This window comes from Hungatella sp. L36, assembly GCF_014288035.1.
The window spans coordinates 19,982-33,120 of record NZ_JACOPC010000020.1; the positions used below are offsets into that span (position 1 = coordinate 19,982).

A 13,139-nucleotide genomic window follows, 5' to 3' on the forward strand; every position below is an offset into this window, starting at 1 on the left:
GAATATAGCACCCGCTATTTCCGCCAGTGCCGCGTTGCCGAAGCTGGTCGTAGGATCCACTACGCCGTCGTTTCGGCGCCTTGCCCTGACAAAAATATCAGGCACTCTATTCACCGAAACTTACGCAACGCTGTACTAGCAAACAGAAACGTATAGAAAGGAAAAATATCGTTATGAAAAAAAATATTTTGAAAAAAGCAGCAGCCATTACACTGGCTGGAAGTATGGTATTATCCATGGCCGCATGCGCAGGCAAAGCAAACAGCCAGAATGGAAGCGGTGAACCGGAAGCGGCCGCAGACGGCAAGGCTGTGATCTCCTTTATGGTGACTCAGTTTCAGGGCACAGAGTTAAAGAATGACCATTCCGACGAGGTTATCGCTAAGTATGAGGACTACACCAACACTCATGTGGAATGGAGATGGGAGGCCAATGATACGTATAAGGAGAAGCTGGGACTGGTGCTCATGGATAAGGATAACATGCCTATGATCTTAACCGGAAGCGGCGAGCTGACAGCCAACATCGTGGATGCGGCGAAGAAAGGCGCATTCTGGGATTTGAGAGAGTTCTTAAAGGATTCAGAAAGCTATCCCAACTTATCCCAGGCCAATGAGAATATCTTAAAGAGCCTGACCGTGGATGGAAAGGTCATCGGTGTGTACCGTGCGCGTCCCATCGGCCGCTACGGTTTCTCCTACCGGACCGACTGGGCGGAGGCTGTGGGAATCACGGAGGCCCCAAAGAGTGTGGAAGATGTCTATAACATGCTTTATAAGTTTACATACGATGATCCGGACGGTAACGGTAAGGACGATACCTACGGTCTGGAGATGACCAAGTATGTAGGTCCGCTGGATATTATGCAGACATGGTTCGGTGTGGGGAACGAGTGGGTGGAAGCGGATGGAAAGCTGGTTCCGGTTCATCAGACGGCAGAGTATCAGGAAGCATTGAAATGGATGAGGAAGATCTATGAGGACGGGCTGATCCGTAAGGACTGGGCTACCGTGGATTCCGGTACATTCGGAGATGCCTGCAAGAAGGGCGAGGCCGGCGCATTTATCGACGTTATGGACGGCGCCAAGAGAGTCTGGAACTATTATATCCAGAACGATGTGAAGTCTGTTGTTGACGATTCCAGGACGGCATCCATGAATCTGGTTGGTCCGGTCAACAATGTCACTCTGGCAACCAGCGGAATGAACGGATATTACGTGATCACGAAGGCCGGGGCAAAGACGGAGGAGGATGTGAAGAATTGCCTGCATTTCTTAGATAAAATGTGTGATGATGAGATGTTAGTAATGGCGGATTACGGTCTGGAAGGCATTACTTATGATCTGGATGAGAACGGGGAGGTCGTGTTAAAGAACAAACTGGAGGTATCTCAGACTCCTCAGGTGGGATTAAACCAGTGCATCAGCTATATTCCTCACCTGGCATCGGTTTCTCCTGCACTGAAGAAGGATGAACCGACCAAAGCGCAGGATGCGGCTTATGAGAGAAATGAAAAGGTAGCGGTCTTTAATCCGGCGCTGGGTTACCTGGCTAATTCTACGGTGAACGCAGAGGTCGGAACGGATATCGAGCAGATTATCGATGATGCGAGAACCCAGTATATCTGCGGTCAGATCGATGATGAAGGGCTGGAGGCCGCGGCCGCGCAGTGGTTGAACAGAGGCGGAGACCGGCTTATCGAGGAAATAAATCAGTTATATCAGCAGGATACTGCGAAGTAGGAAAAGGGCGGCAGTGTTGAGCATTCTTGAACTTGTGACGGGACACACGGTGGTGTGATGGTGGATTAGATGAGACTTCATAATTTGGGCGACAGAGTAAAGTCAGGACTTACTTCATGGGGCTGCATGTGGGATCAGGGACGGTGCAGTGCGGATACAGAGTATATTCTGAGAAATGAGGACGGGAGCGCGCAGCGCATGCAGTCCAGGGTTACGGCATTTTGGCCGGATGGGTCGGTGAAATGGACCGCGCATACAGCGGACGCGGGGAAGCTGTCTGAGGTGATCGAGGTGGTACCTGCTGACGGTGGGTGTCAGAGAAAAGGAGAGCTGGAAGTTGAGGTTAAGAGGCTGGAGGGACAGCGGATTATTACGGCAGGGAGCGTGGCTGTGGTGATCCCGGACGAAGGGAAATGGCTGTTTGAGAGGCTGGAGGTTAATGGAGAACTCCGGGCCGGGCACGCGGGAGCGGTGCTGATTCTGGAAGAGCCGGCCAATATCCATGGGCGAACCGTCAGGACGGAAAAGGAATACGAAGGTCTGATTGAGCGGGTGACACTGGAGGAAGAAGGACCGGTCCGGGCTGTCGTAAAATTTGAAGGAACTCATGTGTCGGAGGAGGGGGAGAGAAAGCTGCCGTTTGTGATCCGGATGATGATCGGCCTGGAATCGGAAAAGGTGGATTTTGTCCATACGTTTCTCTACGACGGCGATGAGGAACGGGATTTCTTAAAGGGGATCGGGCTCCGCCTGGAAGTGCCTATGGAGGATGAAATGTATAACCGGCACGTGGAAGTGCAGGGGGATTACGGCGTATTCCATGAGACAGCGGCAGAGCTTCTTACCTGGAGACCGCGGCTGCCGGAGCAGATTTACCGGGAGCAGATGGCGGGAAAGAGGCTTGTCTTGGGGGGAAATGAGAAGGAGCTTGTAGAAAGCGTTCTTAAGGATATGCCCTTCTGGGATACGTATGACGTATGCCAGGACAGCCCGACGCATTATAGAATCAGAAAGAAGACGGAAGGGGAGACCTGCTGTTATCTGGACTGCCTTCATGGTATGAGAACGGAAGGGGCCGCGGCTTTTGGAAGCGGAAACAAATCGGTGGCCTTTTCGATCCGGGATTTCTGGCAGACGTATCCATCCGGATATACCTTTAAAGGACTGACAAAGGAGAGGGCGGAGGCATTTGTATGGCTGTACAGTCCGTCGGCCGAGGCTATGGATTTCAGGCATTATGCGGAACGGGGATACAATCAGGTTTATTATGAGGGCTATGATTACAAGGGTGCGACGCCTTATGGAATCGCCTCTACCAGCGAGTATTCCATAGCATTTTATGATGCAGTGATTCCAGAAGGAGAGAAGCTGGAAGCCTTATCCGAAATGGTGGATCACCCGGCACAGTATGTGGGGGACCCCGGATTTTACCATGAGATGAGGGCATTTGGCTATTGGTCACTTCCGGAAAAGAGCTGTGAGACGGAAATGTGGCTGGAGGAGCAGCTTGACCGGGCCGCTGCTTTTTATGAAGGAGAGGTGGAGCAGAGAAACTGGTACGGGCTGTTTAATTACGGCGATTTTATGCACACCTATGACCGGGAACGCCATGTGTGGCGCTACGATATGGGCGGCTATGCCTGGGATAATACGGAGCTGGTACCGACACTGTGGCTGTGGCTTATGTTCATGAGGACCGGAAGGCCGGATGTATTTTCACTGGCGGAAAAGCTTTCAAGACATGCCTCGGAGGTGGATGTATACCATATGGGGAAGTACAGGGGCTTAGGATCGCGGCACAACGTGCGGCATTGGGGCTGTCCCTGTAAGGAAGCCAGGATTGCCATGGCGGCTCACCACCGGTTTTACTATTATATGACCGGGGATCACAGGCTGGAGGATATCTTTGAGGAACTGAAGGACAATGAAATGACATTTTTAAACAGGGATCCGCTGGGAGATTTTTATGAGAAGGCGGATATGGTCTGTAAGAGCCATGCCAGAACCGGTCCGGACTGGTCGTCCCTGTGCGCCAACTGGCTGACTCAGTGGGAGCGCAAAAATGATCCGTTATACCGGGATAAGATCATGACTGGCATGGAGGATATCAAGAAGGCGCCGTTACAGCTGGTATCGGGACCGGACTTTGAATTCGATCCGGAGACCGTTCATCTGCGTTATATCGGGGAACGGGCGGCTGGCGGAACGCATCTTCAGATCTGTATGGGAGCGCCGCAGGTATGGATGGAGATGGCGGAACTTCTGGAGGATGAGGAGTGGAAACGGATGATGGCCGACTATGGACGGTTTTATTATCTGCCAAGGGAGAAGCAGCTGGAAGAGTCCGGGGGAATTATCGGGGATCGGGAATTCTCTCTTCCGTTTATGGCTGCTGCCATGGGGGCTTATGGCGCGGAGTATTTTCAGGATACGGCACTGGCGGAGACCACCTGGGGGCATCTGCTTCATGCAATTCTCTGTGAAGGAAATCATCAGGGACTGGAGTGTGTTACGCGAAAGCATGAGGGGAACAGGGAATATCTGACGGAGATTCCCTGGATATCGACTAATTTTGCCGCCCAATGGTGTTTGAATGTGATTATGGCTCTGGATTTTATTCGGGATACTTTGCCGAAGACACTGCACGAGGCGGATTTACTGGTGGCCGGGATGCCCGAAGGGAGCTTCCGCAAGGCCTGAGAGCAGGCACTCAATTCACCGTTAATTACATAACGAAGTACTAAGCAGAAACCAGAACGGGAGGCCTCTATGATACGGATAACGAAGATAACAAATAACCAGGTGACAATCTCCTGGGAGATAAATCCTGATGCAGACTACTATGAAATATACTGGTCCGACAGGGAACTTGAACCGGAGCAGTACCGGCTGCTGGGGACTGTGCCTGCGGAATGCACCACTTATACATTGGAAAAATCCACCCATGTGCCCCACTATCTGGCGGTGCGTCCGGTAATGGCAGGAAAAACGGCAGGACCATATACCACGTTAAGGACCCCTGTTCACTATATCAGGAATGAGCAGACGGAAAGTCTGGGGCGCGGACTGGTGGCGGTAAAGACGGATCAGGGCGTATTTTTAAGCTGGCGCATGTTTGTCAGTGAGGTGTGCGGCTTCAGTGAAGAGGCAGGGGGCATGACTGGCGTGAATTACCGGATATATCGGAACGGCAGGGCCATTTCACTGGTGACAAACAGTACGAATTATGCAGATGTCCACGGAACGTGCGGAGATGTCTATGCGGTTGCGCCTGTGCACGACGGGGAAGAGGGGGCGGCCTGTGAGCCGGTCGCCGTATGGGAACGGGAGTACCTGGATATTCCTGTTCAGAAGCCGGAGGACGGCGTGACGCCGCGGGGAGAGAGGTATACGTATTCAGCCAATGATATGTCAGTCTCGGATGTGGATGGAGACGGAGAGTATGAGTATCTTGTCAAATGGGATCCCTCCAATTCTCATGATGTTTCCATCAAGGGCTATACGGGCCGGTGCTATATCGACTGTTACAAACTGGACGGAAGACTTCTGTGGCGGCTTGATATGGGGGCGAATATACGGGCTGGCGCCCATTATACCCAGTTTATCTGCTATGATTTTAACGGGGACGGCAGAGGCGAAATGGCCGTAAAAACTGCGCCGGGAACGAAGATGACAGTCTATGGAAGAGACGGAACACCGGCACGGGAATTCTATATTACCATGCCGGAGGAGGATATCAGGCGGGGATACGGCCATGAGGATTCCTATGTATGCAGTGCTGACGATTACTATGAGCATTTAACAGAACTGTTTCTGGGCTGGAGAGAACTGCCTGAGGTCGTGAATGGTCAGTGGCCGGATACGCTGGAAGCGTGTTTCGGAATTCAAAAACGCTGTGAATATCCCTTACAGAAGGAGGATGCCAGGGCGCTGGCGGATTACTTCCTTGACGTCTACGCGCCAGAGAGAAGCCCGAGGAATGATCTGCGGCGGTTTGAAGGATTTATCTATGAGGGACCGGAATATTTAACTATGTTTGGCGGAGACGGGGAGGAGCTGGAGACGGTTCCGTTCCCGTTCCCCAGAGAGGACGACGGCCTTCGATGGGGCGATTACGCCATGAACCGCATCGAACCGTGCAACCGGGTGGACCGTTTTTTATCCGGAGCAGCCTATTTGGACGGGATAAGGCCGTATCTGATCGTATGCCGCGGCTATTACACCAGGTCCTGTCTTGCCGCATACGACTTTTTCGAGGGGAAATTCCGGGAAAAGTGGAAGGTGGACAGCGGATATGTCCCAATGAGAAATCCATTTAACGACGTTCCCCATGCCCTTGCAGGCAGTGACCCTGTCTATGGGAAACTGGCGGGGCAGGGGAACCACTCGATCTCCACGGCTGACGTGGATGGGGACGGCTGCATGGAGATTATCTACGGGGCAGCATGCATTGACCATGACGGAAGTCTTTTATACAGCTCTTATGACCGCAGGCCGGATGGAGTCTTGGCCAAAATGGGACACGGCGATGCCATGCATGTGGCAGACATGGATCCGGACCGTCCGGGGCTGGAGATATTTAATGTGTTTGAGGGAGCCGAGTATGTGCCTTATGGCTATGCGCTGCGGGATGCGGCTACTGGAGAGGCCATCTTTGGGACGTATGCGGAGGAAGATTTGGGGCGGTGCATGATTGGCGATATGGTGCCGGGCGTGCGTGGATACCAGTGCTGGGTAAACGGTGCAGGAATCTATGACTGCAGGGGCCGACTGTTGGACACCAATACGCCGGGAACCAATATGTCCATCCGCTGGTCCGGCGACCTGACGACCCAGATTACTGACGGCAGTGATTTTGACTTAAACCAGAAACCCACCGGTGTGATTCAGGATTTGATCCACGGTGTTATGCTGACTCCGGAGAATACGCTGACGAATAACGGAACGAAGGGAAATCCCTGCCTGACAGCTGATATATTTGGAGATTTCAGAGAGGAGCTTCTGCTTCGGACTGCGGACAGCTCGTCCATCCGCATTTACACCAATACGGAGGTGACAGACCACAAGCTGTTTACCCTTATGCAGGATACCCAGTACCGGTGCAGCGTGGCATGGCAGAATAACTGCTATAACCAGCCGGGATATCCTTCGTTCTATTATGGCTCTGACATGGAGTTCGGACGGGTGCTGCCCTATATGAAACACAAGCCGGTTCTGTATCTGGCCGGGGATTCCACCGCCCAGTCCTACGGCAGCGGCGACAGGCCGCAGGCCGGATGGGGGGAGATGCTTCTCTCCTGTTTGGATCCGGATACTGCGGTTAAAACAGGGCACAGGGAGGACTGTCCGTTTGAACAGGAGATGCAGTATGAAACGAGACATCTGATCGTGGACAACTGCGCTGCGGCAGGGCGGTCTTCAAAGACCTTTCTGGAGGAAGGGCGTCTGGAGGATATAAGAAAACATTTAAAAGAAGGGGATACTCTTCTGATCCAGTTCGGACATAATGATGCCGCTGCTTCGAAGGCAGAACGCTTTGTGCCCGCAGAACAGTTTGCCGGTGTGCTTGAAGCTTATGTCCGCGCGGCAAAGGAATGCAAAGCGGTGCCTGTTCTGTTGTCCTCCATCTGCCTGTATCCATGCAGTGAAAATGAGGAAGGGGAGAAAGGGGCGATTGCCGCATCACTTCCCCGGTATGCCGAGGAGATGAGGAAGCTGGCGGAGAGAGAGCGTATCCCGTACATCGATCTCGGAATGGTGACGGGAAACTGGCTTAAAGGGTTAAGTGAGACGGAAGCGGCCGGCTGCTATAGAGAAGATAAGGTTCATTTGACAGCAGAAGGCGCCAGGCGGTTTGCCGGTCTGGCGGCAGAGGAACTGAAAAAGCTGAGAGCACACGAAAACGCAGTAAAACCGGCGTGACAGGAGGGAGACGGCGCATGATAGCGACAAGGCTGAAAAATATCTATACCTGCTTTCCGGGAGGGAAGCATAAGGTTCTGACGATGAGTTACGATGATGGGCGGACCTGGGACCGAAAGCTGGTGGAACTCTTCAATTCATACAAGATAAAAGGGACCTTCCACCTGAATTCCGGTCTGACGGACGGGGAACGAGTACCTCAGAGTGAGTGGGCGGACCTGTATCTGGGGCATGAGATTTCCTGCCATACGGTGCTTCACCCTACCATAGAGCGCTGCCCTGTGGAGCAGGTGGCTCTTCAGGTATTGGAGGACAGACGGAATCTGGAACGGTCGGCGGGCTATCCTGTGCGGGGATTGTCCTATCCCAACGGATCTTACAGCAAGGAAATACTTTCTCTGCTGCCGGGGCTTGGGATTGAATACGGCCGGGTGGTTGGGGATACCCATCAGTTCGCCATGCCTGAAAACTTCCTGACCTGGAAGGCCACCTGCCATCACAATCACGGGCTTTTAGAGGATGGAGAAGCATTTATACGGCTGAATAAGACTCAGTATCTTTATCTGATGCTTGTCTGGGGCCACAGCTATGAATTTGACAGAGATCAAAACTGGGATCTGATGGAGGAGTTCTGCCGCATGGCAGGAGACAGGGAGGACACCTGGTACGCTACCAATATTCAGATTGTGGATTATATGCGGGCTGCAGGGAATCTGAAGTTTACGATTGACGGTGACCTGGTCTATAATCCATCCGCACAGTCTGTCTGGATCCGTGTGGACGGGGACTTGTTTTTAGTGCCGGGTGGAGAAAGCATAAAACTGTAGAGCAGCCGGTTTCGGCTATGGAGGAATTAGAATGATTGATTTATCCGCTTATGGAACAGAGACTTTAAAAAATGCTGCGTGCATTTATAAAAACCCGCTGCAAAGGCTGGAGGATATAAGGGATTTCGTGCTGGAAGGGAAGGCCGTGTTTTCTTTCCCGAATGCAAGGCTTCGCATGGAAAACCAGTTGGATGCGGCCAGCGGGCAGAAGGCCAATTATGTGTTGTGGTGCCCGGAGGAATTTCCGGCTGATCTATTCGTGCGGTGGCAGTTTTACCCGATTCAGGAGCCGGGTCTGTGCATGATATTCCTGGCTGCTAAGGGACGGGAAGGGGAAGACATATTCTCTCCTTCCCTGATGCCCAGAGCCGGAGAGTATGTACAGTATCATCACGGTGATATAGACGCCTTCCACATCTCCTATTTCCGCAGGAAGGAGCCGGATGAGAGGGCTTTCCATACCTGCAATTTAAGAAAAAGCCATGGCTTTTACTTAACAGCCCAGGGAGGCGACCCGATTCCGGACGCGGACGAGGCGGAAGGGCCATATGAAATAGCGGTCCTGAAGAGGGGAAACGAAGTGCGTTTTTATATCAACGCACTGGAGCTGTTCCGGTTCAAAGACGATGGCGTGACTTATGGAAAGCTTTTGGAGGGAGGAAAGATCGGTTTCCGCCAGCTGGCGCCTATGATTGGAGAGTATGAGGATCTGGAGGTATGGGCATAGAGAAAACCTGAAAAGTGTAAATAGTGAAAATAATAGCAAAAAATTGAAAAAACCGGTTGACAAAATGTGTGGTATCGGATATACTTAATACCGTTGCGAAAGCAATATGCGCCGATAGCTCAGCTGGATAGAGCGTCTGGCTACGGACCAGAAGGCCGCGTGTTCGAATCATGTTCGGCGCATTAAAAAACAAGGGTTTAAAAAAAGACATCCGATTGCGGGTGTCTTTTTTCTTGCTGATATCTGCATGTGTATTTGGCGGAGGGCATCCTCAAAGCAAATTCCCATCAATTCCGATGGTAAAGACCTTACACGGAATCTTCTTCCCGCTGTTTTCTACTGCCCGTTCCACCGCGAACTGGATTCCGCCGCAGCAGGGAACTTCCATACGGGTTACCGTTATGGAGCGGATGTCATTTTCACGCAGGATCTCCGTCAGCTTCTCGGAGTAATCCGTGCTGTCTAATTTCGGACATCCGATCAGAGTGATGTGGTTCCGGATAAAATCGTGGTGGAAATTACCATAGGAAAAAGCGGTGCAGTCCGCTGCGATCAACAGGTCGGCATTGGCGAAATAGGGGGCGTGGATGGGCGCAAGTTTGATCTGGACCGGCCACTGGGACAGGCAGCTTGGAACGTCTTCCGGTCCGGCCTGGTTCTGGGCGGCGCTGCCGGATAAGGAACGGGAGGCAGCCGAGGGACAGGCACAGTGGCTGTCTCCGGAGCCGGCGTGTTCCAGGGCCTTTTTGGCCTTCTGTACAGCGGCGTGATCGTAGGCGGGCGCTTCGCGCTCTACAAAGGAGATGGCCCCTGCGGGACAGGCGGGCAGACAGTCTCCCAAACCGTCACAGTAATCCTCTCTCGTTAAAACTGCTTTTCCGTCTATCATCTGAATGGCTCCCTCGTGGCAGGCTTCGGCACACAGTCCGCAGCCGGTACAGGCGTCTGTATCAATGTGAATGATTTTTCTTATCATGTTTTTTTCCTCCTTGACTCGATAGCTGTATCATACTATACTAAAATCGAAAAGTATGTTGTTTTTGCAACGAAATTAAAAATAAATCGATATGGCGGAGCGAGATGGTTTCATTATTTGACGGGATTGAAAATGGGGAACTGGAACAGCTGCTTCCGTGTCTTGGCGGAAGAAGAGTTTTATTTGATGAGGGAGAGTACATCTTAATGGCGGGCGGCCGGGCGGATCAGGTAGGTATGGTCCTGTCCGGCAGCGTGCTGGTGTTTTCTGACGACTTCTGGGGCAACCGGACCATCCTGGCCCATGTGGAGCGGGGAGGTCTGTTCGGCGAGGCGTTTTCCTTTGCGCGAGTGGAATGTCTGCCGGTCAGTGTGACCGCCGCGGAGAAGACGGAGGTGCTCTTCATCAACTGTGAGAGAATCATAACCGTCTGTCCGTCCGCATGTGAGTTTCATAACCGTCTGGTCCGCAATATGCTTAAAATTCTGGCGGAAAAGAATATGACACTGACACAGAAGATCGGTCACATGGGAAAACGCACAACCAGGGAGAAGATTCTTTCCTATTTGTCGGAGCAGGCAAAGAAGGCGGGAGGGGAGTCCTTTACCATTCCGTTAAACCGGCAGGAGATGGCCGATTATCTGGCTGTGGACAGGAGCGCCATGTCAAAGGAGCTGGGGCGGCTGAAGGAGGAAGGACAGATATCCTTCCATAAAAATCAGTTTCAGCTGCTGAAAGCAGAGCTGCGGTAGTCAAAAAACGCGGCAGGCAGCTGGGCAGCCAACTTTTAGAGCCGTGAACGGCAGAGCAGACCAGACAGCCGAAGCCAGAGGGACTGCAAACCGTAATAAAATGACTGAAAATTACCGAAACAGAGGGAAATAGCGCTTGCTTTTTTTGTGAAATTTATTATACTTATACATAAGATTATATTTCATAAAGAATACGAATCAGTCGCAAAATCAGGTGCAATGAGGTAGCTGTAGGTGGTAGGTGCAGTGCCTCTTTTTTTCTATATGAAAATTCGACAGGCGTGGAGAGGGGACTTATGCGGTTGACAGGCAGTCTGGAAGAGGAAGTGACAGAGAAGATCAGGAGACTTCCGGGAAAAACGGGATTTTATTATGAAAATCTCGTAACCGGTGAGCGGGCGGCGTATCACGAGGACGAACGGATGATGGCCGCCAGCGTTATTAAGCTGTTTGTGATGACAGAAGCATTTGTGAGGTTCGAGGAGGGGACTCTGAGTACCGACAGGATCATCCGCATGAAGCGGGAGGACTGTGTGCCGTCCTGCGGGGCACTTACGTATCTCCATGACGGAATCGAAGTGACGGTTCTCGATCTCGTGACGCTGATGATTATTTTCAGCGATAATACGGCGGCGAATGTGCTCATCGATCTTCTGGGAATCGAGGAAATTAACCGTACGATCAGGCGGATGGGATACCGCGATACGGTGCTCCAGCGGAAGATGTACGATACGGAGAAATCAAAGTGGGGAATCCAGAATTACATAACGGCAGCGGAGACGGGCCGTCTGCTGCGTGAGATGTATCAGGGCAGACTGGTGAGCCGGCAGGCCAGTGAAAAGATGATTTCTATTTTAAAGAACCAGCAGCTGTGCAGCAAGATTCCGTTTTATCTGCAGGCGCTGCCGGAGGAACCGGAAATCGCCCACAAGACAGGGGAAGACTGTGGAATTACACATGATGTTGGAATTGTATATGCAAAACAGCCATTTATCGTGTGCTACTGTGGAAACGATACCGATACGCCGGCATATGAGCGCGTGATGGCGGAGACTTCCCTGTGGCTGTACCATAGAAATTCGGAGGTTAGAGTATGAGAATTGCGAAGATAGAGACCGCGGAAGTGGATATTCCTCTTGTAACGCCGTTTAAGACGGCTTTGCGGACCGTGAACAGCGTGAATGATATTGTGGTCAGGGTTACCGCGGATGACGGCAGGACGGGCTTTGGAGAGGCCCCTCCCACGGCTGTGATCACCGGGGACACGAAAGGCTCCATCCGGTGTGCTATCGAGGAATTTATCGCTCCTAATCTGATCGGAATGGAGATCGATAACCTGGACGGCATGATGAAGAAGCTTCACGGCTGTATGGTGAAGAACACATCGGCCAAGGCGGCGGTGGACATGGCGCTCTATGATCTGTATGCACAGTCCTGCAGGAAGCCTTTGTACCGGGTTCTGGGAGGCAGCAGGACAGAAGTGGAGACGGATCTGACCATCAGTGTCAACGGTGTGGACGAGATGGTGGAGGACAGCTTAAAGGCGGTTAAACAGGGCTTTCGAATTCTGAAGATCAAGGTGGGAAAAGAAGGCGTAAAAGATATCCGGAGAATCCGGGAGATCCGGGCGGCTGTGGGGCCGGAGATCCGGCTGCGCATCGACGCCAACCAGGGATGGACGGCCAAGGAGGCCGTTCGCATCATCAGGGCCATGGAGGATTCGGGAATTGAGATGGATTTAGTGGAACAGCCGGTGAATGCTCATGATTTTGACGGGATGAAGTTTGTGACAGCCAATGTGGCCACGCCTGTCCTGGCGGATGAAAGCGTGTTTTCTCCGGAGGATGCGGTTCGGATTATCCAGAACCGGGCGGCGGATCTCATTAACATTAAGCTGATGAAGACCGGCGGGATTTATGAGGCGCTGAAGATCTGTGCCATTGCGGAAAGCTACGGAGTGGAGTGCATGATCGGGTGTATGCTGGAGAGCAAGATCGCGGTCAGCGCGGCGGCTCATCTGGCGGCGGGTAAGGGGATTATTACCCGTGCGGATTTGGACGGCCCATCCCTCTGTTCCATCGATCCGTATACAGGGGGACCGGTTTATGAGGGCGCGGTCATCCGAATGAATGACAATGACGGGATCGGAATTACAGGAGTTCCCGCATTTGAGCCGTAACTGGCGTAATCGTA

General features: G+C 52.3%; 9 protein-coding genes and 1 tRNA gene. 9 read left to right on the forward strand and 1 reads right to left on the reverse strand.

Going from position 1 to position 13,139, the window contains the following annotated elements:
* Positions 1-173: 173 nt before the first annotated feature.
* The 6 genes from H8S80_RS29715 (at position 174) to H8S80_RS29740 (ending at position 9,400) form a co-directional block, all read left to right on the forward strand.
* Positions 174-1,742 (forward strand): type 2 periplasmic-binding domain-containing protein, encoded by a 1,569-nt coding sequence (locus H8S80_RS29715; RefSeq protein ID WP_002601486.1) that lies wholly within the window; start codon positions 174-176, stop codon positions 1,740-1,742.
* A gap of 69 nt (positions 1,743-1,811) precedes the next feature.
* Positions 1,812-4,442: an exo-rhamnogalacturonan lyase family protein gene (locus H8S80_RS29720; RefSeq protein ID WP_117622862.1), complete on the forward strand. Its 2,631-nt coding sequence runs from the start codon at positions 1,812-1,814 to the stop codon at positions 4,440-4,442.
* Positions 4,443-4,511: 69 nt separating this feature from the next.
* Positions 4,512-7,664 (forward strand): rhamnogalacturonan lyase family protein, encoded by a 3,153-nt coding sequence (locus H8S80_RS29725; protein WP_117622863.1) that lies wholly within the window; start codon positions 4,512-4,514, stop codon positions 7,662-7,664.
* 17 nt (positions 7,665-7,681) lie between these two features.
* Positions 7,682-8,491, forward strand: a complete 810-nt coding sequence (locus tag H8S80_RS29730) for a polysaccharide deacetylase family protein (RefSeq protein WP_117622864.1) — start codon at positions 7,682-7,684, stop codon at positions 8,489-8,491.
* Positions 8,492-8,522: 31 nt separating this feature from the next.
* A complete protein-coding gene (locus tag H8S80_RS29735; protein ID WP_117622865.1) occupies positions 8,523-9,218 on the forward strand; it encodes a DUF1961 family protein in 696 nt (231 codons plus the stop codon).
* Between the two features lie 108 nt (positions 9,219-9,326).
* Positions 9,327-9,400: transfer RNA gene (locus H8S80_RS29740), tRNA-Arg, on the forward strand.
* 89 nt (positions 9,401-9,489) lie between these two features.
* On the opposite strand, the gene H8S80_RS29745 is transcribed toward H8S80_RS29740, so the two are convergent.
* Entirely contained in the window at positions 9,490-10,194 is a 705-nt protein-coding gene (locus H8S80_RS29745; protein ID WP_117622866.1) for an ATP-binding protein, read from the reverse strand.
* Positions 10,195-10,298: 104 nt separating this feature from the next.
* On the opposite strand from H8S80_RS29745, the gene H8S80_RS29750 reads away from it, so the two are divergent.
* The 3 genes from H8S80_RS29750 to H8S80_RS29760 all read left to right on the forward strand — a co-directional run bounded on the left by H8S80_RS29750 (position 10,299) and on the right by H8S80_RS29760 (position 13,125).
* Positions 10,299-10,946 carry a Crp/Fnr family transcriptional regulator gene (locus H8S80_RS29750; RefSeq protein ID WP_002601480.1) on the forward strand — a complete coding sequence of 216 codons (648 nt, stop codon included), beginning with the start codon at positions 10,299-10,301 and terminating at the stop codon, positions 10,944-10,946.
* A 296-nt stretch (positions 10,947-11,242) separates the two neighbouring features.
* Positions 11,243-12,043: a serine hydrolase gene (locus H8S80_RS29755; RefSeq protein ID WP_117622867.1), complete on the forward strand. Its 801-nt coding sequence runs from the start codon at positions 11,243-11,245 to the stop codon at positions 12,041-12,043.
* Entirely contained in the window at positions 12,040-13,125 is a 1,086-nt protein-coding gene (locus H8S80_RS29760; RefSeq protein ID WP_002601478.1) for a dipeptide epimerase, read from the forward strand. Before H8S80_RS29755 ends, H8S80_RS29760 begins: the two co-directional genes overlap by 4 nt.
* Positions 13,126-13,139: the final 14 nt, after the last annotated feature.